General features: G+C 70.8%; 22 protein-coding genes. 16 read left to right on the forward strand and 6 right to left on the reverse strand.

The genetic code is table 11. The features are described from left to right. The first annotated feature begins 5 nt into the window (after window positions 1–5). The 5 genes from ACTWNK_RS15760 (at window position 6) to ACTWNK_RS15780 (ending at window position 7,099) form a co-directional block, all read left to right on the forward strand. Window positions 6–1,601 carry a bifunctional aspartate transaminase/aspartate 4-decarboxylase gene (locus ACTWNK_RS15760; RefSeq protein ID WP_474304708.1) on the forward strand — a complete coding sequence of 532 codons (1,596 nt, stop codon included), beginning with the start codon at window positions 6–8 and terminating at the stop codon, window positions 1,599–1,601. Next, window positions 1,598–3,292, forward strand: a complete 1,695-nt coding sequence (gene aspT, locus ACTWNK_RS15765) for an aspartate-alanine antiporter (protein WP_474304709.1) — start codon at window positions 1,598–1,600, stop codon at window positions 3,290–3,292. The genes ACTWNK_RS15760 and aspT overlap by 4 nt, the downstream gene beginning before the upstream one ends. A 109-nt stretch (window positions 3,293–3,401) precedes the next feature. After that, entirely contained in the window at window positions 3,402–4,724 is a 1,323-nt protein-coding gene (locus ACTWNK_RS15770; RefSeq protein ID WP_474304710.1) for a serine hydrolase domain-containing protein, read from the forward strand. An 83-nt stretch (window positions 4,725–4,807) separates the two neighbouring features. Further along, window positions 4,808–5,749: an NAD(P)H-binding protein gene (locus tag ACTWNK_RS15775; protein WP_474304711.1), complete on the forward strand. Its 942-nt coding sequence runs from the start codon at window positions 4,808–4,810 to the stop codon at window positions 5,747–5,749. Between the two features lie 96 nt (window positions 5,750–5,845). Beyond that, window positions 5,846–7,099, forward strand: coding sequence for an esterase/lipase family protein (locus ACTWNK_RS15780; RefSeq protein ID WP_474304712.1), 1,254 nt, complete (start codon window positions 5,846–5,848; stop codon window positions 7,097–7,099). A 53-nt stretch (window positions 7,100–7,152) separates the two neighbouring features. On the opposite strand, the gene ACTWNK_RS15785 is transcribed toward ACTWNK_RS15780, so the two are convergent. Continuing rightward, window positions 7,153–8,052 carry a serine protein kinase RIO gene (locus ACTWNK_RS15785; RefSeq protein ID WP_474304713.1) on the reverse strand — a complete coding sequence of 300 codons (900 nt, stop codon included), beginning with the start codon at window positions 8,050–8,052 and terminating at the stop codon, window positions 7,153–7,155. Window positions 8,053–8,273: 221 nt separating this feature from the next. Here ACTWNK_RS15785 and ACTWNK_RS15790 point away from each other — a divergent pair, with 221 nt between their 5' ends. Next, on the forward strand, window positions 8,274–8,840 hold the full coding sequence (locus tag ACTWNK_RS15790; RefSeq protein WP_474304714.1) for a hypothetical protein: 567 nt from the start codon (window positions 8,274–8,276) through the stop codon (window positions 8,838–8,840). Window positions 8,841–8,850: 10 nt separating this feature from the next. Here the strand turns inward: ACTWNK_RS15790 and ACTWNK_RS15795 are convergent, their stop codons facing one another. From ACTWNK_RS15795 to ACTWNK_RS15815, 5 genes are all read right to left on the reverse strand, one after another. Beyond that, on the reverse strand, window positions 8,851–9,420 hold the full coding sequence (locus tag ACTWNK_RS15795) for a hypothetical protein (protein ID WP_474304715.1): 570 nt from the start codon (window positions 9,418–9,420) through the stop codon (window positions 8,851–8,853). Window positions 9,421–9,643: 223 nt separating this feature from the next. Continuing rightward, window positions 9,644–10,816, reverse strand: coding sequence for a ScyD/ScyE family protein (locus ACTWNK_RS15800; RefSeq protein ID WP_474304716.1), 1,173 nt, complete (start codon window positions 10,814–10,816; stop codon window positions 9,644–9,646). A 158-nt stretch (window positions 10,817–10,974) separates the two neighbouring features. Beyond that, the gene (locus ACTWNK_RS15805; RefSeq protein WP_474304717.1) at window positions 10,975–11,568 is read right to left on the reverse strand and encodes a DUF4126 domain-containing protein; all 594 of its coding nucleotides are present in this window, start codon (window positions 11,566–11,568) and stop codon (window positions 10,975–10,977) included. 34 nt (window positions 11,569–11,602) lie between these two features. Beyond that, entirely contained in the window at window positions 11,603–12,316 is a 714-nt protein-coding gene (locus ACTWNK_RS15810; RefSeq protein ID WP_474304718.1) for an MgtC/SapB family protein, read from the reverse strand. Window positions 12,317–12,342: 26 nt separating this feature from the next. After that, on the reverse strand, window positions 12,343–13,002 hold the full coding sequence (locus ACTWNK_RS15815) for an acyltransferase (RefSeq protein WP_474304719.1): 660 nt from the start codon (window positions 13,000–13,002) through the stop codon (window positions 12,343–12,345). A gap of 123 nt (window positions 13,003–13,125) precedes the next feature. Between ACTWNK_RS15815 and ACTWNK_RS15820 the strand changes: the two genes are divergently transcribed. The 10 genes from ACTWNK_RS15820 (at window position 13,126) to ACTWNK_RS15865 (ending at window position 24,118) form a co-directional block, all read left to right on the forward strand. Further along, window positions 13,126–14,787 carry a CTP synthase gene (locus ACTWNK_RS15820; protein WP_474304720.1) on the forward strand — a complete coding sequence of 554 codons (1,662 nt, stop codon included), beginning with the start codon at window positions 13,126–13,128 and terminating at the stop codon, window positions 14,785–14,787. After that, window positions 14,784–15,395, forward strand: coding sequence for an NUDIX domain-containing protein (locus ACTWNK_RS15825; RefSeq protein WP_474304721.1), 612 nt, complete (start codon window positions 14,784–14,786; stop codon window positions 15,393–15,395). Before ACTWNK_RS15820 ends, ACTWNK_RS15825 begins: the two co-directional genes overlap by 4 nt. 33 nt (window positions 15,396–15,428) lie before the next feature. Next, window positions 15,429–16,334, forward strand: coding sequence for a site-specific tyrosine recombinase XerD (locus tag ACTWNK_RS15830; protein WP_474304722.1), 906 nt, complete (start codon window positions 15,429–15,431; stop codon window positions 16,332–16,334). A 206-nt stretch (window positions 16,335–16,540) separates the two neighbouring features. Further along, the gene (locus ACTWNK_RS15835) at window positions 16,541–17,494 is read left to right on the forward strand and encodes a ParA family protein (protein WP_474304723.1); all 954 of its coding nucleotides are present in this window, start codon (window positions 16,541–16,543) and stop codon (window positions 17,492–17,494) included. Beyond that, on the forward strand, window positions 17,491–18,324 hold the full coding sequence (locus tag ACTWNK_RS15840) for a segregation and condensation protein A (protein ID WP_474304724.1): 834 nt from the start codon (window positions 17,491–17,493) through the stop codon (window positions 18,322–18,324). The genes ACTWNK_RS15835 and ACTWNK_RS15840 overlap by 4 nt, the downstream gene beginning before the upstream one ends. A 511-nt stretch (window positions 18,325–18,835) precedes the next feature. After that, a complete protein-coding gene (gene scpB / locus ACTWNK_RS15845; RefSeq protein ID WP_474304725.1) occupies window positions 18,836–19,375 on the forward strand; it encodes an SMC-Scp complex subunit ScpB in 540 nt (179 codons plus the stop codon). After that, entirely contained in the window at window positions 19,372–21,603 is a 2,232-nt protein-coding gene (locus tag ACTWNK_RS15850) for a pseudouridine synthase (protein ID WP_474304726.1), read from the forward strand. The genes scpB and ACTWNK_RS15850 overlap by 4 nt, the downstream gene beginning before the upstream one ends. A 107-nt stretch (window positions 21,604–21,710) precedes the next feature. Continuing rightward, the gene (gene aroH / locus ACTWNK_RS15855; RefSeq protein ID WP_474304727.1) at window positions 21,711–22,070 is read left to right on the forward strand and encodes a chorismate mutase; all 360 of its coding nucleotides are present in this window, start codon (window positions 21,711–21,713) and stop codon (window positions 22,068–22,070) included. A gap of 17 nt (window positions 22,071–22,087) precedes the next feature. Beyond that, complete coding sequence (locus ACTWNK_RS15860) at window positions 22,088–23,197, forward strand: prephenate dehydrogenase (protein WP_474304728.1); 1,110 nt, start codon at window positions 22,088–22,090, stop codon at window positions 23,195–23,197. Between the two features lie 156 nt (window positions 23,198–23,353). Then, the gene (locus ACTWNK_RS15865) at window positions 23,354–24,118 is read left to right on the forward strand and encodes a maleylpyruvate isomerase family mycothiol-dependent enzyme (RefSeq protein ID WP_474304729.1); all 765 of its coding nucleotides are present in this window, start codon (window positions 23,354–23,356) and stop codon (window positions 24,116–24,118) included. Window positions 24,119–24,193: the final 75 nt, after the last annotated feature.

Consider the following 24,193-nt stretch of genomic DNA (forward strand, 5'->3'; position numbering starts at 1 on the left):
AACCAATGACCGACCGCGACACGCAGAAGAAGTGGGAGTCGCTCAGCCCGTTCGAGCTCAAGAACGAGCTCATCGCGCTCGCGAGCGACGGCAAGGCAGCCGACTCGATGCTGAACGCGGGCCGGGGCAATCCCAACTGGATCGCCACCGAGCCGCGTGAGGCCTTCTTCCTGCTGGGCTCGTTCGCCATCGGCGAGGCCAGGCGCGACTGGGACGAGTGGGACGGCGTGGCCGGTATGCCACAGCAGGCCGGGATCGCCGACCGTTTCGCCGCCTTCCTCAAGGACAACCACGGCAGGCCGGGCGCCGAACTGCTGGGCAAGGTCGCGGCCTACGGCGACTTCGACCGCGACGCCTGGGTGTGGGAGCTCACCGACGCCGTCATCGGCGACCACTACCCCGAGCCCGACCGCATGCTCAAGCACACCGAGCAGGTCGTGCGCGACTACCTGGTCAAGGAGATGTGCGCGGGCCAGGCTCCGGCCCAGCCGTTCGACCTGTTCGCCACCGAGGGCGGCACCGCCGCCATGTGCTACATCTTCGACACCGCGATCATCAACGGCATCCTCAGGCCCGAGGACACGATCGCCATCATGACGCCGATCTTCACGCCGTACCTGGAGATCCCGCACCTGGAGCGCTACCGCTTCAAGACGCTGGAGCTCTCGGCCACCAGGACCAACAGCGACGGCGTGCACACCTGGCAGTACGACCAGGCGGAGATCGACAAGCTCAAGGACCCGTCGGTCAAGGCGCTGTTCCTGGTCAACCCGTCGAACCCGCCCTCGGTCATGCTCGACCACGCCACGCTCGACCACATCGCCGAGATCGTGCAGACGGCCAACCCGGACCTGACGATCATCACCGACGACGTCTACGGCACGTTCGTCAACGGCTTCCGCTCGCTGATGTCGACCGCGCCGCGCAACACGATCGGCGTGTACTCCTTCAGCAAGTACTTCGGCGCGACCGGCTGGCGGCTCGGTGTCATCGCCGTCAACCAGGACAACATCTTCGAGGGCAAGCTCGCCGCCCTGCCCGCGGCCGACAAGGACAGGCTGGCCGAGCGCTACGGCACGATCAGCCTGGAGCCCGAGAAGATCAAGTTCATCGACCGGCTGGTCGCCGACTCCCGGCAGGTGGCGCTCAACCACACCGCCGGGCTGTCGCTGCCGCAGCAGGCGCAGATGGCGTTGTTCGCCTCCTTCGCACTGCTCGACGAGCAGGACGTCTACAAGAGCACCTGCCAGACCATCATCGCCCGCCGTACCCACGCCCTGGTCAAGGGCATGGGGGTGCCGCTGCCCAAGGACCCGCTGGCCGCGCACTACTACATCGAACTCGACATCCTGAGCTTCGTCAGGCGTACCTACAGCCAGGAGTTCGCCGACTGGCTGGAGCAGAACTTCGAGCCGGTCGACCCGGTCTTCCGCCTCGCCGAGAAGGGCTCGGTCGTCCTGCTGAACGGCGGCGGGTTCGACGGACCCGGCTGGAGCGTCAGGGTCAGCCTCGCCAACCTCAAGCAGGAGGCGTACGAGAAGATCGGCACCTGGCTGCGCGAGGTCGTCGAGGAGTACAAGACGGAGTTCGACGCCTCGTGAACTGGCTGCAGGACCTGCTGAAGAGCACACCTGAGATCGCGCTCTTCATCTGCCTCGCGCTCGGTTTCGCGATCGGCAAGGTCAAGATCTGGAAGCTCTCGCTCGGCGGCATCGCGGGCACGCTGATCGTCGCGATCTTCGTCGGCATGCTCGGCGGCGGGGTCACGCTCAACGACCAGGTGAAGAACATCGCCTTCGCCATGTTCATCTTCACCCTCGGCTATATGAGCGGTCCCTCCTTCTTCGCCAGCCTCAACAGGAAGAGCCTGCGCTACGGCACGTTCACGCTGATCGAGGTGGTCACCGTGCTGACGCTGACCGCCATCGCGATCGTGGCGCTCAAGCTCGACGTCGGCACGGCGGCCGGGCTGATGGCGGGCGGCGCGACCGAGTCCGCCGTCGTCGGCACCGCGACCGACGCCATCGCCAAGCTCCCGCTGCCGGCCTCGGAGATCAGTACGCTGCAGGCCAATGTCGGCACCGCCTACTCCATCTCCTACATCTGCGGCCTGATCACCATCGTGCTGCTGACCAGCCAGTTCGCACCCGCCCTGATGAAGATCAACCTCAAGGACGAGGCCGACAAGCTCTGGAAGAAGCTGGGCGGCACGGCCGACGAGGCGGGCAAGGAGCCGGCGCTTCCCTCGCTGGTGGGCCGGGCCCAGAAGGTCACGACCGCGGCCGGCCGTACCGTGGCGCAGGTCGAGGCCGACATGGGCACGCGGGCCACGGTCGAGCGGGTGCTGCGCGGCGGAACCGCTGTCGACTTCACGCCCGACACCGCGCTGCTGAGGGACGACGTGCTGCTGGTCGTCGGCCTGCGCGAGGACGTCGTGCACGCCTACGACGTCATCGGCCCCGAGGTCGCGGCCCGCGAGGGCATGGACCTGGAGCTCGATGTCGCCGATGTGTTCCTGACCAGCAAGGAGTTCTCGGGCGAGACGCTGGAGCGGTTGCGCGAGGAGATCCCGGCCGACGCCCAGCACGGCGTCTACCTGACCGGCATCACCCGCATGGACAACCACCTGCCGGTACGGCCGGGCACGACGATCAACAGCGGCGACGTGGTCACCCTGACCGGCGCGGCCAAGGACGTCGACTCCTTCACCAAGCGCATCGGCTTCCGGCTGAACACCGCGGTGAAGGCGGACTTCGTCTACATCGCACTCGGCCTGGTCGCCGGCATGCTGATCGGCAAGATCACCATCCCGCTCGGCGACGTGCCGCTCTCGCTCGGCACCGGCGGCGGCTGCCTGCTGTCCGGCCTGCTGTTCGGCTGGTACCGGGCCAGGCGTCCCACGTTCGGCCAGTACGACCCCGCCGCGGCGTCCGTGATCAAGGACCTCGGCCTCGCGGTGTTCATCTGCGCCGTCGGCCTGTCGTCCGGGCCGCAGGCGGTCGCGCTGATCGCCAAGTACGGCTTCGCGCTGCCGATCGCGGGCATCCTCATGACGCTGGTCCCGGCGACGGTGTCGTTGCTGGTGGCGTGGAAACGCATGAAGCTGCCCGCGCCGCTCGCCCTGGGCGCCGTGGCCGGGCAGCAGTGCTCGACCCCGGCCATCACCGCCATCCAGCAGCAGGCGGGCAACACCACACCGCTGATGTCGTACACGATCGTGTACGCGCTGTCGAATGTGGTGCTCCCGCTGCTCGGGCCCGTGGTGGTGGCCATGGCCCACGCCATGGGCTGACCGCCGCACGCCGGATCCGCCGTGCGGCGGTGCCTTCGCTACCAATCGCACGGCGGATTTGGTGCGTCAGGACGAAGTCCGGCGCCCCGGGCGTCGGCAGGATGAGGCAATGGCTGACCTCAAGCACCTGCAGAGCCTGCTCGACAGCGAGGCGACATCCCTGCACGTCCCCGGCGCGGCCGTCGGCGTGCTGATCGACGGCGAGGAGCACGTCCTGACCACCGGTGTGGGCAGTGTCGACGCGCCCGTCCCGGTGACCGGCGACACGCTGTTCCAGATCGGCTCGACGACCAAGACCGTCACCGCGACGGCGGCCATGCACCTGGTCGAGAGCGGCAGGCTCGACCTCGACGGGCGGGTGCGCGACCACCTGCCCGGCTTCGCGCTCGCCGACGAGCGGGCCGCCGACGCGGTGACCGTCAGGCATCTGCTCACCCACACCGGCGGCTTCCTCGGCGACATCGACGACGGCGACAGCTGGGGCCCTTCGGCGCTCGCCGACGCGATCGGGCTGTTCGACCGGCTGCCCCAGCTGTTCGAGCCCGGCCTGCTCGCCTCCTACAGCAACGCCGGGTTCCGGCTGCTCGGCCGGATCGTCGAGGTCGTCGCCGGTGAGCCGTACGAGGAGGCCGTCCGCAGGATCGTGCTCGGGCCGCTCGGCATGGACTCCAGCTTCTTCTTCCCGTGGGAGGCCGCCACCCGACCGCATGCCGTCGGGCACGTCGTACGCGACGGGCAGGCTCAGGTCGCGCACCTGTGGGGGCTGTACCGCGACGCGATGCCCGAAGGCGGGCTGCTGTCGTCGGTGCGAGACCAGTTGCGTTATGCCGCCTTCCACCTCGGGCTCGCGGGCGACGGCCCGGTCGGGGCGGCGACACGGGAGCTCATGCAGACCCAGGCCGTCGCGGTCGGCGTGCCGTGGACCGGGGTCGGGCTGCCGTGGCTGCTGGAGGAGCGCGGCGGCGTGCGGCTCGTCACGCACGGCGGCAACATCAGCAACATCCAGCTGTCCACGTTCGTCCTGGCGCCCGAGCGCGGCTTCGCCGTCACCACGCTCACCAACGCGGGCCCCGGCAAGGTGCTCGGCAAGCTGGTGACCGACTGGTGCCTGGAGCACCTGCTCGGCGTCCAGCCGGACACCGGCCGCCTGGCGGTGCGCGAGCCCACGCCCGAGTACGCGGGCAGCTACGACGCCGGGCAATGGACGTTCGAGGTCGACGAGCGGCTCATCACCAGGTTCGTGCTGCGGCCCGAGCTGGTGGCCGAAGGCGTCGAGGGCATGCCGGACCTGGCGCTGGCCCTGGTCGAGGGCGGCGACGACCTGACGATGGCGGCCGATCCCAGCCGTCCGGTCGGGCGCTTCCTGCGCGACGGGTCGGGCGAGATCGCCTTCCTGCACCTGAGCGGCCGGGCGGCGCGGCGCGTGCGCTGAGGCGCTATCGTCGATGCTGTCGGATCCGCACCCTTCCGTGAGGAAGGCGCAAGATCCCCACCACAACGATGGAGGGTCTTGTCATGGGCGAAATGCGGCTGCTGAGCGTCGTGGAAGCACGCAAGGGCGCGGGGAGCAGTCCGACCGCGACCGTCGGGCGGCTGCTGGCGGCGCACCTGCTGGAGGCGGGCGACCGGGTGCGTGTGCTGGCCGAACCCGGCCTGCTGGACGGCTGGCCGGACGGCGTCGAGGTCGTCGAAGGCTCGATCACCAGGCCTTCGGCCAGCCCCGGGGCGTTCGACGGCGTCGACGGGCTCTTCCTGGCCGGAGCCGTGCCCGCGACCGTGGGGGAGGCGCTCGGCCTGGCCTCGGCCGCGGGCGTCGCGAAGGTCGTGGTGCTGTCGTCGCACGGGCCCGAGTACGAGCGGGAGTACCCGCCCGAGACCTGGTTCTGGCTGGCGATCGAGCGGGCCGCCGAGCAGTCCGGGATGGCCTGGACGCATGTGCGCCCTTCGGCGGTGATGGGGGCGATGTTCGAGGGTGGCTATCCCGCGACCGGTGCGGACTGGCCCGAGACCGTGCGGGCCGAAGGGGTGGTCAGGGAGGCGTTCCTGACAGACGGGCACTATCCGTTCATCCACGAGGACGACCTGGCCGCCGTCGCCGCAGCCGCCCTGCGCGGGTCACGCCACGAGGGCACGGTCGTCGAGGCGGTCGGCCCGCCGATCTCCACCCGCTCGCGGGTGCGGGCGATCGGCGCGGCGCTCGGGCGCGACCTCGACGCGGTCGAACTGACCCCCGAGCGGAGCCGGGCGATCTGGCGCGAGCGCGGCTGGCCGGACGACGGCATCGACGTGACGCTCTACGCGCTGAAGGAGTACGGCAGCCGCCTGGCCGAGCTCACCCGGTGGACGCTGGACCAGCGGCCCTCCGTCGAGGAGATCATCGGCAGAGCGCCGCGCACCTACGAGCAGTGGGCGGCCGAGCACGCCGATCGGTTCGGCGGCCGGGACGCGCTTCCATAACCCCGGCGGCCGACATGGCGTCCGGCCACATTGATCCGGCTCCCCGAACGGGAGAACGTGACGCGAAGGTACACGCGACACGAAGCGGGAGATGTGATGAGACGACCCCGTTGGGCATCGGCACTGCTGGCGGCGGTGCCGATGCTGGCAGCCACCCTGCTGACCGCTCCCGCCCCGGCCGCGGCGGCGACCGGCGCGGTGACGCTGGAGGCCACCTACACCACCGCCCTGGAGAACGGCTGGGCCAGGGTCGAGCGCTACCGCGACGGCGACACCGGCTTCCAGGCCGAGACCTACCCGCCGGACGGCAGGGGCGACCACGCGGGGCAGTCCAAGCGCCTGTTCGGCGATGTGGCCAGGCCGCACTCCTCTCGCTTCCTGCTCTACCACGCCCCCGGCTGGCAGAGCGGAGCCAAGGCCACCCCCGTGCTGCTCGTGCACGGCGCCAACCAGAACGCCGACCTGGCCTGGGCCAACCCCAACGCCAAGGGCGCCTACGGCTGCGGCCAGGCCTCCTGTCCCACGACCGGGCTGATGCAGCACCTGGACGCGGCCGGGTACAAGGTGTTCGCGATCGGCTTCCCGCACGTCACGGGCGACGGGTACTACTGGGCCGAGCAGATCCACGACGCGATCACCAGGATCAAGGCGAAGACCGGCGCCGCGCAGGTCGATGTGATCGGCTGGTCGAAGGGCGCCTTCAACGCCAGGATGTACGTCTCCTCGCTGCGCAAGCCGTGGGGCACGGCCTATGCGGGCGACGTGCGCAAACTGGTGCTGGTGGGCGGGCCGAACAAGGGCTTCGACTGGGGCTACCGCCACGGCTGGACCCACGATTTCGCGATATTTCCGGAATGTGGGGGGTCGTTGAACGCGCCCGCGCCGCACTCCCAGATGGTCTGCTACGGCCTGTGGCGCAACCATCCCGAGCTGAGCTACGAGGGCGACGCCTACCCGGGCTCCGACGACATGCTCTACCGCTGGGACTCGGTCTACCCGCTCCCCGTCGCCGAGCAGGACTGGTACACCACCTACCACGGCGGCACCGGCTTCTACACCAAGGGCAAGGGCATCCAGTGGGCCATCGACAAGGGCTCACTCGTCCAGCCGCTCATCGACGCGGGCACCCCGGCGAGCGTGCCCGTCTACCGGCTGTGCGGCAACTCGCCCGACATGGCCCTGCTGCACAACGAGCACACGGGGCCGTCGGACGGAGCCGTGTTCGTGGCCAGTTGCACCGCGCCCGACGGCATCACCACCAGCGGCGCCGTCGCCACCGTCGCCCTGAACCACCTCAAGCTCGGCTGGGCGGGCGCCGGCGTCACCCAGATCACCACCTGGCTCGGCTGAGCACCGCCCGCCGCCCCGGCCCCCGTACGCCACGGGAGCCGGGGCGGCGGCGCTCAGCCCAGCCTGGCCTCCGCGCGCAGCAGGGCGGCCAGCCGATCGCCGTCGGCCGCCCGCACGCCACGCCCGGCGAACCAGGTCGCCACATTGCGCGCGTCCCGGTCCAGGAAGTCGCCCCCGGTCGGATGGGCGATGACGTCCACGATCTGCGGCAGGTCGATGACCACCAGGGCGCCCTCGCGTACCAGGATGTTGTAGGCCGACAGGTCACCGTGCGCCAGCCCCTCACGGGCCAGCGCGAGCATGAACTCCACCAGCTGCTCCCACAGCGCGTCCAGCCCCCGCGACACGGTCGCGAGCCGGGGCGCCGCATAGCCGTCGGGCGTGCCGACGAACTCCTGCAGCACCTCGGTCCCCAGGATCTGCACCGGGTACGGCACCGGCAGCCCGAGCGACCACAGCCTGCGCAGCGCGTTGAACTCGGCCGCGGCCCACTGCCCGGCGATGACCTGCTTGCCGAACGCCGTGCGCCCGGCCATCGCCCGCGAGGCCCGGGTGTCGCGCATCGTCCGGCCTTCGAGGTACCCGGCGTCGCGGTGGAAGAGCCGGTGCTCGGCCGATCGGTACCGTTTGGCGGCCAGCATGCACGCCCGGCCGCCGGGCACGCCGCGCGACAGCAGGTGGACGTCGGCCTCCTTGCCGGTCTTCAGGATGCCGAGCTCGGTGTCGACCGCCGCCAGGTCGGTGACCAGCCAGGCCGGATGCGGCGCCGGACCGCGCTCGGTCGGCGTGCTGAGGTCCCAGGTGGACCACCGGTCGCCTGAGGGCGGCCCGTCCAGGGCCGCGAGATGGTCGTCCTCGGGTTCGGGCGCGACACGCTGCCGGTCGAGCCACTCGATGTCATCGGCGTCAAGGGCGTGCTTGCCACGGCGTCGATGAGGAGACTGCTTTGCCACGATGAGGTACTCCAGAAAGGAAGCCCCACCGGCCAGACGATCAGATCGGCGAATGACCGGAGGGAAGGCTTGAGGTCGCGGAGATGTGCACGCGCGCAGGCGTCGTCAGCGCAGTCGTCATCACGGTCTCGCCCTCCCCTCATGTCGCGGATCAACGGCCCCGATTATGCCGAGCCGTTTCTCCGTGGCGCAACACAATTAACGCGGCGTACGCTCCCCGCATGCGAAGGTGCGAGGCCTGCGGTTGCTGGGAGTACGGCGGCGCCCCCACGTGCGGGCGGTGCCGTGCGCTGCTCGACGCCATGGTGGAGGACGGCTACGCGGCCTTCCTCGCCGCGATCGGCCTGCCGGACGAGCCCGCGCTCGCCGCTATGGTCGTCGAGGAGATCGCGCCCTACGACTGGCGGGTGGTGGACGCCGCCTACGATCGGCTGACCTGCGGCGACTGCGGCGGGGCGCTGGGCAGGGGACCGACCGGCTGCCCGCCGTGCGACCTGGCCGACGGCTTTCGCTACTCGGCCGTCGAGACCGACAGGCCCGGCGTGCGTCCGGGCAACGAGCACGCGATCCGGGTCGGCGTCTCGGTCCTGCGCAACGCGCACAGGTACTCCGCCGAGGCGCTGCTGAGCTGGCGTCTCGGGCTGCCCGCCGTACTGGGGGGCGGGCTGCCGACGACGGCGCAGGCGCAGGGCATGCGGGCGCGTATCAACAGGGGAGCGGGGTACGCGGAGCTGGCGGCGCTGATGGACGAGGGCGCGGGGCTCGGCTCCTGGGCGCTCTCGGCGTGAGGCGCCGGGCTCAGGACGGGTCGCGGCGCTCCTGCATGGTCTTGCGGTAGAGCTCGTCGATCTCGTCGAGCGGGTCGGCCGTGCGGCGGCGGGCCTCGATCTCGATCTCGGTGCGCTGGTGCAGCTCGGTGATGCCGGTCGAGGCGTGGCTCACCTGGCTGTCGAGCAGGTCGGCGCGGATCCGGGCGCAGGTCGCGGTCAGCTTGGCCTGGTGCTCGCGCAGCCGGTCGAGTGTCACGTGGTCGACATAGGGCGAGGTACGGCGCTGCTGGGCGTACATCCCGAGCTGGGTGTCGTGCACGTCGGCCTGGCGGGTCAGCTCGCCCATCAGGCCGGGCAGGTCGCCGAGGCCCCAGCCCTGGCGCTGGGCGCTGTCCACCGCCTGGCGGGTCAGCGACACCTCACGGCGCAGGTCGAGGCGCAACCGCTCGACCTCGGCCGCGTCGCCGACGCCCATGGCGTTGACGTGTGTGCTCAGCCGGGTGCTCGCCGCCCTGGCCGATCTGGCCGCCTTCTTGCCGAGCTTGACCAGGAAGTAGATCCCGACGGCTCCCAGCAGGAGGACGAACGCCAGGATCACCAGGATGATGACGATGATTTCGCTGATCTTCGGGTCCTCCCGTCCGGCGCGGTGTCTTCGAGGATAGCCCGCAATCGGCCCTCCGGCGCGCCGTGCCGGATCGCACCGGGGCGAAAGGCGACCGCCCGGCAGCGGGGCACTCGCTGCCGGGCGGTGACGTACGTGCGGGCGTGCTTAAGGCGGGGGCCACGCGCGCGCCCGCACGGGCTCGTGCGGCGGGCCGCTACAGCGTGATCCGGACGACCTCGCCGCCACCGGGTACGAACGTCTTGTTCGTGACGTACATCGCTCCGTCACCGGCGATCGCCAGGCCGAGCGGACCGGACAGCAGGCCGGGCTTGAGCAGCTCGGTCGGCGTGCCGTCGGCCTCGACGCGGTAGAGCGACGTCTTCGGCTGGTGGTCGGCGGGCATCGGCCCGACCGAGCCCAGCACGATCAGCCTGCCGTCGGCGTCGAACGCCACGTCGACCACGGTCGTGAAGCCCTTGGCCGCGACCTGCGCGGGCTTGCCGCCGCTCAGCCTGAACACGCGCGCCGCGCCCGTCTCCTGTGGGAAGCCGCCGTGCTCGGCCACGTAGTACGCGCCGTCGGGACCGGCCGTGATGCCCATCGGCACCGACTGCATGGGCACCTTGGCGCCCTTGGGCAGCTTGAGCATCGGCGGGGCGGCGACCATACGGGCGTGGAAGACGGCCCGCGTGCTCACCTTGCCCTTGGGGCTGACCCTGAGCACGTCGTTGGCGCCGATGTCGGTGACGAGCGCGCCACCGTCGGGCGTGCCGACGACGCCGAACGGATAGGAATCGACCGCACTTCCCTTGTCCTTCTTGTCGGGGTTGTGGGTCACCTCGTGTGCGACCAGGTCGGCCAGGATCCTGACCGTCTTGGCGCTCTTGCCGCCCTTCCCGCCCCTGATGTTGAGCAGCGTGCCCAAGGCCTTGCCCTGGGGGCCGTGCCCGGCGCGCAGCTTGGCGTCGCCGCCCAGGCCGACGGTCACCAGCAGGCTGCCGTCGGCGGCGAAGGCCACGTCGTGCGGCCCCGTGCCGATGCCGCCCGCTCCCGTCGAGGGCAGCCCCGCCACCACCACCGACTTACGGCCTCCGGCCAGCTTGATGATCTTCCCGGTCAGGCCCAGGCAGGTCTTCTCCGCCTTCGCGCCCGGCTCGGCGGGCAGTGTCGTGCACTTGATCCTGCCGCCGTGCCCGGACTCGGCGACGTACAGCGCGCCGTCCGGCCCGAAGGCCAGTCCGCGCGGATTGTCCAGCTTCTTCGCCACGACCTTCACCGTGGCGTCCGCGGTGTCCGTCGTGCCCGCGGTGGCGGGCACCGCCGCCGAAGACGCGGCGAGCACGGCGCTCGCCCCCACGGCCATCGCCAGGTTGCTCAGTCGACTCACGTCAATTCCCCTCCCGATCGCGGCTCACGCTAGGAGGGGCTGACCACGCCTCACAAGGGCTCGGCGCCCCAATCACCCCAGGTCATGAGGCCCGAAGGCGACGCGTCCGCCGCGCGGATGACCGGCGCTCCGCCGCTGGGCTGACCCGCGGCCGCCCGTCACGGCGACCGGGTACGGCGAGCGGCCCGCATCCGCCGTACCCGCCTGATCGCCCACCAGGCGAACGCCACCCCCAGCACCACGACCACGATCACCAGCAGCGGCAGGAAGATCGCGATCAGGCTCACCCCGAGCGACCCGGCGTCCTCCACCGTGCTCACCACGGGCGCGCCGACCCCGGCCGTCGTGGCGTTGACGACCGGCCTCGCCGTCGACTTCACCACGTGTACGGCCAGCGCGACCACGATGCCGAGCACCCACGTCACCCAGGGGTTCTCGCTCATCCAGGTGGAGCTGTCGAGCTCGGCGGCGGCAGCGGTGGCACTGAACACGACCCCGCCGGACGCCGGGCGCACGGCGGTCTGGATCATGTCGTTGACGCTGTCGATCGCGGGCACCTTGTCCAGCACGACCTCGGCCAGCAGCAGCACCGCGATCACCGCGATGACGCCCCAGTTGGACAGCCACGCGTAACCGTCGGGCAGTTTCACCGCGTCGCTGAAGTTGGCCAGCACCCCCACCACGAGCAGCGGGATGTAGGCGTTGAGCCCGGCGGCCGTGGAGAGGCCCAGACCTGTCAGTGCGGCGAGCATGCCTCCTCTCTACCCCAAAAGGGGCGCACCGCGCTCAGGACTCGTCATCGTCGTCCTCGTCGTCGCCTTCGAGCGTCCACGCCACCGATGTCACCGAGGGCTCCAGGCTGAGCCTGCTGGTGGCCGTCTCGAACAGGCTCTCGTCCCTGCGCAGGCTGTCGACCGTGGCCACGACCTCGACGTGCCCGCGTACGTCGCCGTCGTGGCTGTGCAGGCTGCGCATCCTGAACTCCGGCCTGCTCAGCGCCGTGACGATGAGCTTGCGGACGTGGGCCTCGTCCTCGTCCGAGCACAGCACCTCGAAGCGGTAGCGGATCTTGCGTGCCGCCCTTCGCCGGTCCATGAAACGGGTGAACGGGCGCAGTGCGGTGTTGGCCCCGACGATCACCAGCGTGCCGGCCGCGGCGAGCAGGAACATGCCCGCACCCGCGAGCGAGCCCACGGCCGCCGCGCACCACAGGGTGGCCGCGGTGTTGAGCCCCCTGATGTTGAACCCCTCGCGCAGGATCACACCGGCGCCGATGAAGCCGATGCCCGAGACGATCTGCGCCGCCACCCGCGTCGGGTCGGCCCGGCCCGAGTCGTCGGTGAACCCGTAGGCGCTGAGCAGGACGAACAGCGTCGAACCGGTCGCGACCAGCATGTTCGTCCGCAGGCCCGCCATCCTGGCCCGCCACTGCCGCTCGATCCCGATGGCCGCGCCGAGCAACGCGCCGACCAGGAGTCTCAGCAGCAGGTCGGCTTCCATGCCCCAGGTCGTTCCCGCTCAGCGCGTCATGAGGCGGCGGCTTGCCGATCCGTTGCCGCGGGCATACCTGGAGCGTGCCATCCGAGCTCGGGGGAGTAGCCCCGCACCACCCTGCCGGGCACTCCGGCGATCACACTGTGGTCGGGGAACTCCCCGCGCACCACCGCGCCGCCCGCCACCACGCACTGCCTGCCGATCCTGGTGCCGGGCAGGATGATCGCCCCGGTGCCCAGCCAGGAGCCCGAGCCGATCGAGACCGGGTTGTTGCGCGGCCACTGCCGCCCGATCGGCGTCTCGGGGTCGTCGTAGACGTGGTTCTGGTCGGTGATGTAGACATACGGACCGGTGAAGACGTGGTCGCCGATGTCGATCGACTGGTGTCCCACGATGTGGCTGCCCCGGCCGATCGAGCACGATCCGCCGATGCGCACGATCGAGTGCGGACCGAGGTCGACGCCTGGCCCCATGCCGCACGAGATCGACACCCGCTCGCCGACGAGCGTGTGGTCGCCGATCTCGATCCAGCGCTCACCGAAGATCGCCCCCAGCGGGAAGGCGATGCTCACGCCCTCGCCGAGCCTGCCGAACCGGTACCCGGCCGGGGTGGCCGGAGTGATCGCGGCTGCCCTTCGCATCGCGTCGTAGACACGATGGATGGCGAGGCCGGCGAGCTTTCTGACTGACATAACGCGCTAAGTTACCGGGTAGTTGGGAACCAGGGGAATGCCGTTCGAGCATGTCGCGGGCGTTGTTTGATATCCTGAGAGCCCGTGGGCGCACGACCACACGATCGGACCACGGGAGTCTTCTTGCGCAGCGCATCGCACACCAAACATCTGTTCGTCACCGGCGGTGTCGCCTCCAGCCTCGGCAAGGGGCTCACGGCCTCCAGCCTGGGCCGGCTGCTCAAGGCTCGCGGTCTGCGGGTCACGATGCAGAAGCTCGACCCCTACCTCAATGTCGACCCCGGCACGATGAACCCCTTCCAGCACGGCGAGGTGTTCGTCACCGACGACGGGAGCGAGACCGACCTCGACGTCGGCCACTACGAGCGCTTCCTCGACACCGACCTGCACGGCTCGGCCAACGTCACCACCGGCCAGGTCTACTCCAACGTCATCGCCAAGGAGCGCAGGGGCGAGTACCTCGGCGACACCGTCCAGGTCATCCCGCACATCACCAACGAGATCAAGGACCGCATCCTCGGCATGGCCGGTCCCGACGTGGACGTCGTCATCACCGAGGTCGGCGGCACGGTCGGCGACATCGAGTCGCTGCCCTTCCTGGAGGCGGTGCGCCAGATCAGGCACGAGGTCGGCCGCGACAACGTCTTCTTCCTGCACGTCTCGCTGCTGCCGTACATCGGGCCGTCGGGTGAGCTCAAGACCAAGCCGACCCAGCACAGCGTCGCGGCGCTGCGCAGCATCGGCATCCAGCCCGACGCCATCGTGCTGCGCTCGGACCGGCCGGTGCAGACCTCGATCAAGCGCAAGATCAGCCTCATGTGCGACGTCGACGAGGACGCCGTCGTCAGCGCCGTCGACGCCGCCTCCATCTACGACATCCCCAAGGTGCTGCACTCCGAAGGCCTCGACGCCTATGTCGTACGCCGGCTCGGCCTGCCCTTCCGCGACGTCGACTGGAAGGAGTGGGAGCAGCTGCTGCGCCGGGTGCACCGCCCGGCCAAGGAGGTCACGGTCGCGCTCGTCGGCAAGTACATCGACCTGCCCGACGCCTACCTGTCGGTCACCGAGGCGCTGCGCGCGGGCGGATTCGCCAACGACGCCAGGGTCAACATCCGCTGGGTCAAGTCCGACGACTGCGAGAGCGAGGAGGGCGCGGCCCGCGAGCTCGACGGCGTCGACGGCGTGCTGATCCCCGGCGGGTTCGGCGTGCGCGGCATCGAAGGCAAGATCGGCGCCATCCGGCACGCCCGCGAGCAGCGCATCCCGCTGCTGGGTATCTGCCTCGGCATGCAGGGCATGGTCATCGAGGCCGCGCGCAACCTGGCCGGGATCGACGACGCCAACAGCGCCGAGTTCGACCCCGACAGCAAGCACCCGGTCATCTCCACCATGGCCGACCAGGAGGACGTTGTCTCCGGCGAGCGCGACATGGGCGGCACCATGCGCCTGGGCCTCTACACCGCCAAGCTCGGCGAAGCCACCCTGGCCAGGCAGCTGTACGGCAAGGCCAAGGCCGACGAGCGCCACCGCCACCGCTACGAGGTCAACAACACCTACCGCGAGCAGCTGGAGAAGGTCGGGCTCGTCTTCTCCGGCCTGTCGCCGGACGGCCGCCTGGTGGAGTACACCGAGCTGCCCGCCGACGTCCACCCCTTCTTCATCGGCACCCAGGCCCACCCCGAGTTCCGCTCCCGCCCGACCAGGGCGCACCCGCTGTTCAAGGGCCTGATCGCCGCCGCGCTCGGCTACGCCGACGGCGGCAGCCCGAAGGCGGGGCGCAAGTGAGGATCGAGGACTCGCCGGAGAGCTGGGAGGTGCTCGGCACCCGCTCGCACTTCCAGGGCCGGGTGATCGGCGTGCGCACCGACACCGTGCGCATGCCGCACGACGACGTCGCCGACCGCGACTACGCCGTGCACCCCGGGGCCGTCGCGGTGCTCGCACTCGACGAGCAGGACCGGGTGCTGCTCATCAGGCAGTACCGCCATCCCATGCGATACCTGCTGTGGGAGCTGCCCGCCGGGCTGCGCGACGTCGAGGGCGAGCCGCTCGTCGACGGCGCCGCGCGTGAGCTGGCCGAGGAGGCGGGCTACCGGGCGGCCACCTGGCACACGCTCGTCGACCTGTTCAGCTCGCCCGGTATGACCAACGAGCGCATCCGCGTCTTCCTGGCCCGCGACCTGGAGAAGATCCCCGACGCCGAGAACGGCTTCGTGCACCGGCACGAGGAGGTCGACATGCCGGTCGAGTGGATTCCCCTGGCCGACGCGGTCGAGAAGGTGCTGATGGGGATGATCCACAATTCTCCGGCCGTGGCCGGTATCCTCGCCGCATACGCGGCCTCGGTAGAGGGATTCGCCCTTTTGCGGCCCGCTGACGCACCGGAGGCCTGACAGGCTTCGGCAGCCTGACAGGAGGACGCATACGTGGAGGCGGTGCTCTCCAGCTATCTCGCCCATCTGGCCGTTGAGCGGGGGCTGGCGGCGAACACCCTGGCCTCCTACCGCCGCGACCTGCGCCGCTATCTCGACTACCTGGACGGGATCGGCCGCAACGACATCGGCGAGGTGGGCGAGGCCGACATCCTCGCCTTCCTCTCCGCGCTCCGTCAGGGCGACGAGGGCCATCCCGCCCTCGTCGCCAGCTCGGCCGCCCGCGCCGTCTCCGCCGTACGCGGCCTGCACCGCTTCGCCCTGCGTGAGGGAGTCGCCGGCCACGACCCCGCGCACGAGGTACGCCCGCCACGCCAGCTGCGCAGGCTGCCCAAGGCCATCGGCGTCGCCGAGGTCGAACGCCTCATCGCCGCCTCCGGCCCCGAAGGCGCCCCGCTGACCCTGCGCAACAGGGCACTGCTCGAACTCCTGTACGGCACCGGCGCCCGTATCTCCGAGGCGGTCGGTCTCGCCGTCGACGACCTCGAAGGCGAACAGCTGCGCCTGCGCGGCAAGGGCGGCCGTACCCGTGTCGTGCCCGTCGGCAGGTACGCCAGGCAGGCGCTCGACGCCTACCTCATCAGGGCCAGGCCGCTCCTGCTCGCGCACGGCAGGGGCACGCCCGCCGTCCTGCTCAACGCCAGGGGCGGTCGCCTGACCAGGCAGGGCGCGTGGGAGGTGCTGCAGGCCGCGGCCGAACGCGCCGGGCTCGACGGCGTCTCGCCGCACATCCTGCGCCACTCCTTCGCCACCCACCTGCTCGACGGCGGCGCCGACGTACGCGTCGTGCAGGAGCTGCTCGGGCACGCCTCCGTGACCACCACGCAGGTCTACACGCTGGTCACGGTGGACAAGCTGCGCGAGGTCTACGCGGCGGCCCATCCGCGCGCCCGGCAGTGAGCATGCCGGTCTCCCGCATCCACCGTGCGCGCGGCCTAACTCGACGGTAGAGTGCGATCTCGGTTGTGAAAGTTTGATCTCGGTTGTGAAGTCATGCGAAGCCTGGTAAAACGGCGCCGCTGGGCGTGCCGCCTTGCCCGCTACGTGATGACGCCATAGTGTCCGTCCGGACGGTCCGGTTCGAGACCGTCAGGGAGGTTCGACTGGTGACTGTGACCACCAACGGCTCGACCCGGGGGACGACGCCCGGGACCCCTGAGAATCCTTGGGGGGACACGAAGACCGACAGACCCACGAGCGGGGTCAACCTCGGGCCCACCCGGCGACCCCGCCCGGTGTTCCCCGAGCCGCCCCCGCGCGCGACGCACGGCCCCGCGAGGGTGGTCGCGATGGTGAACCAGAAGGGCGGGGTCGGCAAGACGACCACGACCATCAATCTGGGCGCGGCGCTCGTGGAGTGCGGTCTCAAGGTGCTGCTGGTCGACTTCGACCCGCAGGGCGCGCTGTCGGTCGGCCTCGGGATCAACCCGCTGCAGCTCGACCTCACCGTCTACAACCTCCTCATGGACCGCAACGTCACGGCGGCCGACGTGCTGCTCGGCACCGGTGTCGAGGGGCTCGACCTGCTGCCGAGCAATATCGACCTGTCGGCGGCCGAGGTCCAGCTCGTCACCGAGGTCGCCCGTGAGCAGGTGCTCGGCCGGGTGATCAAGCCGCTGCTGCCGTACTACGACGTGTGCCTGATCGACTGCCAGCCGTCGCTCGGCCTGCTCACGATCAACGCGCTGACCTGCGCGCACGGCGTCATGGTGCCGCTGGAGTGCGAGTTCTTCGCCCTGCGCGGCGTCGCGCTGCTCATGGACACCATCACCAAGGTGCAGGAGCGGCTCAACGAGGACCTCGAGATCGAGGGCCTGCTGGCCACCATGTACGACGCGCGTACCCTGCACGGCCGCGAGGTGCTGGCCCGTGTGGTCGAGGCGTTCGGCGACAAGGTGTTCCACACGGTGATCAACCGCACCGTGCGCTTCCCCGACGCGACCGTCGCCGGTGAGCCCATCACCAGCTTCGATCCGTCGTCGCTCGGCGCCAGCGCGTATCGGGAGCTGGCCCGTGAGGTGCTCTCGCGCTGGCCCGCGCCTGCCACAATGGCCAGGTGATCGAGCAGCAGACGGCCGGGCTCCAGGAGGAGCCCAAAGGGTTCCAGGTTCACCTCGACGTCTTCGAGGGGCCTTTCGACCTGCTGCTCGGGTTGATCTCCAAGCACAAGCTGGACATCACCGAGGTCTCGCTCTCCACGGTCACCGACGAGTTCATCTCCTACATCAGGGCCAGAGGGCCGGAGTGGGACCTCGATCAGACCAGCCACTTCCTGCTGGTCGCCGCGACGTTGCTCGATCTCAAGGCGGCCAGGCTGCTGCCGTCGGGCGAGGTCGAGGACGAGGAGGACCTGGCCCTGCTGGAGGCGCGCGACCTGCTGTTCGCCAGGTTGCTGCAGTACCGGGCCTACAAGGAGGTGGCCAAGGTCTTCTCCGGCCACCTCGCCGACGAGGCCCTGCGTTTCCCCCGCACGGTCGGCCTGGAGCCTCAGTTCGCCAACCTGCTGCCCGAACTCGTGCTCGGCATCGGGCCGGAACAACTCGCCAGGATTGCCGCGAAGGCCTTCACACCGAAGCTGCCGCCGACCGTGAACGTCGGCCACATCTACCAACCGCTCGCCAGCGTCCGCGAGCAAGCCGCTATCCTGGTCGAGCGGTTGCGGCGCATGCGCAAGGCCACGTTCCGGGCACTGGTCGCCGACTGCGAGGGCCCCTTCGAGGTCATCGCCCGCTTCCTGGCCGTCCTGGAGCTCTTCCGGGAGTCGGCCGTCAGCTTCGACCAGCTCGAACCGCTGGGCGACCTGCACGTGACCTGGACCGGCGCCGACGACGGCACCGTGTCGGTGGGCGACGACTACGACGAAAGCGCGGAGAAGACGGCAGATGACTGATTTCCCCGCCCCCCGTGACCCCGCTCCGGCCGAGCACCTCGACAGCACGCCCTCCGCACCCCGCGTACGCGGGGCGGCCTGGGCGTCGTTGCCGGGGTCGGCGGTGCTGGCGGGGGAGGGGACTGGTCGAGGCGGGGATGACGTCGAGGCTGAGGTTCGGGACGACGTCGAGGTTCGGGATGGCGTCGAGGTTGAGGGGATAGTCGAGGTTGAGGGCATTGCGGCTCCTGGCGTCGAGGCTCCTGGCTTCGAGGTAGAGGTGCGCGGGGGGGACGTCGCGACTGCTGTCGAGGTGGCTTCCGCGTCGCAGGCGGAGGGCGCTCCCGGGGCAGTGCAGGAGACTCCGGCGTCACCATCGGCCCTTGCTCCCACGCCTGCACCTGCTCCCACTTCCGCGCCTGCTTCTGGGCCGCTGCATGTTCCTCCTCCTGCGGCTGAGGCTGTGCCCTCGGGTGCGGAGAGTGGGCGGCGGGACGCAGGGGCCAGGGGGGTGGGGGCGCAGGAGTTGGGTGTGGTGGATGTGCGGGGGGCGGTGGAGGCGATCTTGATGGTGGTGGACGAGCCGGTTGCCGAGATCACGCTTGCACAGGTGCTGGAGCGGCCCACGGCAGAGGTGGGGGATGTACTGCGGGCGCTGTCGGCGGAATACTCTGAGGCAGGTCGGGGTTTCGATCTGAGGGAGGTCGCAGGCGGCTGGCGCTTTTACACGCGCGCCGAACATGCGACCCTGGTCGAGCGGTTCATCCGCGACGGCCAGCAGACGCGGCTGACGCAGGCCGCGCTTGAAACCCTCGCTGTGGTGGCCTACCGGCAGCCGGTGAGCCGCGCACGCGTGGCCGCGGTCCGCGGCGTCAACAGCGACGGCGTCATGCGGACGCTCGTCGCCAGGGGGCTGGTCGAAGAGGCCGGCACCGACCCGGAGAGCCAGGCTGTGCTCTACCGGACAACTACGTACTTCCTTGAGCGTCTCGGCCTGAAGGACATCGACGAGCTCCCCGAGCTCGCGCCCTTCCTGCCGGACGACCTGGAAAACCTTGAGGAGAGCAAGTGATCAACAGGCGCAGCACCCCGTCCGGTGATGGACGCGGTCGAGGACGCGCGGGCGGCGGTTCCGGGAGCGGTGGCTTCAGGGGCGGCAGCGGCTCTGGGCGTCCCGCCTTCCGCTCCGACAACGACCGCGGCACCGGCCGCGACGACTCCAGGGGAGACTCCGGCGCAGCCCGCGACTCCTTCCGCGCCGACCGAGGCGGCTCACGCGCCAGGTACGGCAAGCCCACAGGTTCAGGCGAGCGCGGCGCCTCCTCCCGCGACGGCGGCTCCCGCTCCGGCGAGCGCGGCGGCTACTCCCGCGACGACCGCAGCTCGTCCCCCCGCTCCGGCGGCACGTCGAGCTACGGCTCCCGCTCCGGCGGCTCCGCTTCAGGCGGCCGTTCCGGCGGCTCCTCCTCCGGCGGCTTCGGCCAGCGCTCGGGCGGATCTTCCGGCGGCTTCGGCCAGCGCTCGGGCGGATCTTCCGGTGGCTACGGCCAGCGTTCCGGTGGTTCCTCCGGCGGTTACGGCCAGCGTTCCGGTGGGTCCGGCTCGGGTGGCTACGGGCAGCGGTCCGGCAGCTCTGGCTCCGGTGGATATGGCCAGCGTTCCGGCGGGGCCGAAAGGTCCGGCGGCGAGCGTGGCTACTCCCGCTCCGGCAGCGACGAGCGCGGCGGCTACAGCCGTCCGGGCGGCGACCGAGGCGGCTACGGCCGTACCGGTGGCGAGCGCGGCGGATACGCGCGCAGCGGCGGCGACTCCCGCGGATCGGGCGGAACCGGCGGATCGGGACGTTTCGGCGGCCGTGACGACCGTGGCCCCGGCCGCCCGACCAGCCGCGACGACCGCGGCGGCTACACCCCCCGCGACGACCGTGGCGGATTCCCGTCCCGCGACGGCCGCAGCGGATTCGCCTCTCGCGACGACCGCGGCGGCTACCAGGGCCGTGACGACCGCGGTGGGTCCGCCCCCCGGGACGACCGTGGCGGGTTCCCGTCTCGCGACGACCGCAGCGGGTACGCTTCGCGCGGTGACCGCGGTGGCTACCAGGCACGCGACGACCGCGGTGGGTCCGCTTCCCGCGATGACCGTGGTGGCTACAAGCCGCGTGACGACCGTGGCGGGTACAACCGCGACGACCGTGGCGGGTCCGCCTCGCGTGACGATCGCGGTGGCTTCAACCGTGACGCGCGCGGCGGCTCCCGTGACGATCGTGCCCCTCGTACCGGTGGTGAGACGCGGGCCAGGTTCGGCAAGCGTGATGACTCCGGCGGGCGTCCGGGTGGCAGCCGTACCAGGGTGAGCTTCGGCGCCGGGCGGCGGGACGGTGTGCAGACCATCGGGGACTCCAGGGCCGGTGGCACGAAGAACAGGTACGGCCGGACCGTCAAGGACGGCGGGGCGCCGAGGGCGGGACGCGACGGAAAGCGGGGCGGGAACACGTTCAAGACCTCCCGGCAGCCGATCCGCGACCTCGACTTCTACCCGGAGGGCTACGAGGACGAGCGCGACACGACCGAGGTCCCGGACGGCGTCAGGCTGCAGAAGGTGCTCGCCCAGGCGGGTGTCGCCAGCCGCCGGACGTGCGAGGACATGATCGGCGCCGGACGCGTGACGGTCAACGGCCAGGTGGTACGCAGGTTCGGCGCCAAGGTCGACCCGGCGGCGCAGGTCATCCACGTCGACGGCAAGCGCATCCCCACGGCCCCCGACCTCGTCTACTACGCGCTGAACAAGCCGATCGGCGTCGTCTCGACGATGGAGGACCCGCAGGGCAGGCCGTGCCTGGCCGACTTCGTGCAGGAGCTCGCGCCGAGGCTGTTCCACGTGGGCAGGCTCGACACCGAGACCGAGGGCCTGCTGCTGCTCACCAACGACGGCGAGCTGGCCAACAGGCTGACCCACCCGAGCTACGGCGTGCAGAAGAAGTACTGGGCGAAGGTGCCGGGCCCGATCCCGCGCGACCTCGGCCGCAGGCTGCGCAAGGGCGTCGACCTGGAGGACGGCCTGGCCAAGGCCGACCACTTCGAGATCGTGCAGGAGCACGGCCAGCAGGCGCTGATCGAGATCGTGCTGCACGAGGGCCGCAAGCACATCGTCAGGCGCATGCTGGAGGAGTCCGGCCACCGGGTCATCGACCTGGCGCGCATCGAGTTCGGTCCGGTCAAGCTGGGCCGTACCAAGCCGGGCACGATCAGGGCGCTCAGCCTGAAGGAGGTCGGCGAGCTCTACGCCGCCGTCAAGCTGTAATCTGGCCAGAACATCCGGAGCCCGTGCTTTTCGTGAGCACGGGCTCTGAGTTCACATAAGGGTCGTTTCTCATACGACCCGGGCAGAGGCCAACGGAGGGAACGGACATGGTGCGCGCGATCCGCGGAGCCATCCAGGTCGGCGCCAACGACCGTGCGTCGATCATCGAAGGCACGACGGAGCTCGTCTCCGAGCTGATGCGGCGCAACACGCTGACCACCGACGACGTGATCAGCGTCCTGTTCACCGCGACGCCCGATCTGACCGCCGAGTTCCCCGCCCTGGCCGCGCGCAAGCTCGGCTTCCACGACGTGCCGCTGATCTGCTGCACCGAGATCGACGTGCCCGGCGCACTGCCCAGGGTCGTCAGGCTGATGGCCCACATCGAGACCGAGCGCCCCCGTCACGAGATGCAGCACGTCTACCTGCGTGGCGCGGTCGCGCTTCGGCAGGACATCGCTCAATGACCCCCACAGGACACGACATGACTTCCGGCACTGCGCTTTCCCCCGGCGACTCTGTGGTCGGCTCTGTCCTCGTCGTCGGCACCGGCCTGATCGGCGCCTCGGTGGCGCTGGCCCTGCGCGAGCGCGAGGTGCGCGTGCTGCTGGCCGACCGCGACCCCGCAGCCGTACGGCTGGCACGCGAGCTCGGCGCGGGCGCCGACTGGCAGGAGGGCGAGGTCGCCGACCTGGCGGTGATCGCCGTGCCCCCGCAGCACATGGCGTCCGAGCTGGCCAGGCTGCAGCGGATCGGCGCGGCCAGGTTCTACACCGACGTGGCGAGCGTCAAGGCCGAGCCGCTGGCCAGGGCGGCCGAGCTCGGCTGCGACCTGAGCGTGTACGTGGCCTCGCACCCGCTGGCGGGCCGGGAGCGCTCGGGGCCCGGCGCCGCGCGTGCCGATCTGTTCCTCGGCCGGCCGTGGGCCTACTGCCCGACGCCCGAGGCGCATCCGCTGGCCGTACAGGCCGTGCTTGAGCTGGTCGCGTTGTGTGGCGCCAATGCCGTCGAGGTGGACGCGGCCGAGCACGACCAGGCCGTCGCGGTCGTCTCGCACGCGCCGCACGTGGCCGCTTCGGCGGTGGCGGCGAGGCTGGCCGAGGCGTCGGACACGGCGCTGGGCCTGGCCGGGCAGGGGGTGCGTGACGTGACCCGTATCGCGGGCGGCGATCCTGCGCTGTGGCTCGGCATTCTGTCGGGCAACGCGGCGCCGGTCGCCGACGTGCTGGAGGCCGTCTCGCGCGACCTGGCCGAGACCGCACTGGCGTTGCGTTCCCTCGCCGACGGCGACCCCACGGCGGGCGAGGAGGTCACGCGACTGCTCAAGCAGGGCGTCGCCGGACACGGCCGTATCCCCGGCAAGCACGGCGGTCCCGCACCCGCCTACGTGGTGGTCCAGGTCGTCATCGGCGACCGTCCCGGCCAGCTCGCCCGGCTGTTCCAGGTGTGCGACGAGGTCGGGGTCAACGTCGAGGACGTACGGCTGGAGCACGCACCCGGGCTGCCGCTGGGTGTGGCCGAGCTCTCGGTCCAGCCCGACGCCGCCTCCCGCCTGTCGGCGGCGCTGCACGAGCGCGGCTGGCAGGTGCCGTAGGCGTCGGGTGTCCGGTTGGGGTGGGCGGGACCTGCTTGCGAGGTGTCGTAAGCGTCGGATGTCCGGCGTAGTGGGATCTGCGGCCAGGACTGGCAGTGCGAGGTGTCGCACGCGTCGGATGTCCAGTTTGTTGCGATCCGGTGGTAGACATTCGGGATGAACACCACCCTGGGGTTCCACGACCGGCTGCGCCTGATCGACGAGAGGTCGGCGGCCTTCCGTGCCGCGGTCGCCGCCGCGCCGAGCCTCGACGTCCAGGTGCCGAGCTGTCCCGACTGGACGTTGTACGACCTGGTCCAGCATCTGGGCGCAAGGCGGTACTTCTGGGCCGACGTCGTCGCCGCAGGGCCCGCCGACGCTCCCGCGCCCCAGCCGTACGAGCAGGTCGCGCCCAGGGAGCGCGAGGCGCTCGTGGCGTGGCTGGCCGACTCCGCGCGGGCGCTGCTCGACGCGCTGCGTGAGGCGGGGCCCGAGCGCGGCTGCTGGGGGTGGTGGGGCGAGTCGCAGTCGCCGCTGACCTGTGCCACGGTCGCCCGGCACCAGGTGCAGGAGATCGCGGTGCACACCTACGACGCGCAGCTCGCCGCGGGCAGGACGGCGTCGCTGCCGCGGGAGGTGGCGTTCGACGGGGTCGAGGACTTCCTGCTCACCTGCTGTTCGACGACCTGGGCCTGGCCGCACGACCCGGCGGTCGTCGACTACCACGCCGCCGAAGGGCGCTCCTGGCGCGTGCGGCTCTCCGCCGACGGCGCGCACGTCGCCCGTCTGGCCGAGCGGGACACCGCGTTCGACCTGTCCGCCGCAGGAACGGCCGAGGAGCTGGTCCTGGCCATGTACGGCCGTATCCCCGTCGACGCGCTGAAGGTCGAAGGCGACCGCAGTGTGTTCGACCTGCTCATGGCCTGGGAGCCCGGCGCCTAGCGCGAGAGGCCCTTGACCCCTGCCGGGTACGCGTGTACAAAGGCGGTAACAGCGTTACCGACGAGAAACGGTGTT

This window comes from Nonomuraea sp. IBHARD001 (assembly GCF_056106265.1).

Coding starts and splice junctions, on each gene's coding strand:
- ACTWNK_RS15860 (WP_474304728.1), top strand. CDS start 22,088: ATGACTTCCGGCACTGCGCTTTCCCCCGGCGACTCTGTGGTCGGCTCT.
- ACTWNK_RS15865 (WP_474304729.1), top strand. CDS start 23,354: ATGAACACCACCCTGGGGTTCCACGACCGGCTGCGCCTGATCGACGAG.
- ACTWNK_RS15770 (WP_474304710.1), top strand. CDS start 3,402: ATGGCTGACCTCAAGCACCTGCAGAGCCTGCTCGACAGCGAGGCGACA.
- aroH (WP_474304727.1), top strand. CDS start 21,711: ATGGTGCGCGCGATCCGCGGAGCCATCCAGGTCGGCGCCAACGACCGT.
- ACTWNK_RS15790 (WP_474304714.1), top strand. CDS start 8,274: ATGCGAAGGTGCGAGGCCTGCGGTTGCTGGGAGTACGGCGGCGCCCCC.
- ACTWNK_RS15760 (WP_474304708.1), top strand. CDS start 6: ATGACCGACCGCGACACGCAGAAGAAGTGGGAGTCGCTCAGCCCGTTC.
- ACTWNK_RS15805 (WP_474304717.1), bottom strand. CDS start 11,568: ATGCTCGCCGCACTGACAGGTCTGGGCCTCTCCACGGCCGCCGGGCTC.
- ACTWNK_RS15780 (WP_474304712.1), top strand. CDS start 5,846: ATGAGACGACCCCGTTGGGCATCGGCACTGCTGGCGGCGGTGCCGATG.
- ACTWNK_RS15775 (WP_474304711.1), top strand. CDS start 4,808: ATGGGCGAAATGCGGCTGCTGAGCGTCGTGGAAGCACGCAAGGGCGCG.
- ACTWNK_RS15810 (WP_474304718.1), bottom strand. CDS start 12,316: ATGGAAGCCGACCTGCTGCTGAGACTCCTGGTCGGCGCGTTGCTCGGC.
- ACTWNK_RS15815 (WP_474304719.1), bottom strand. CDS start 13,002: ATGTCAGTCAGAAAGCTCGCCGGCCTCGCCATCCATCGTGTCTACGAC.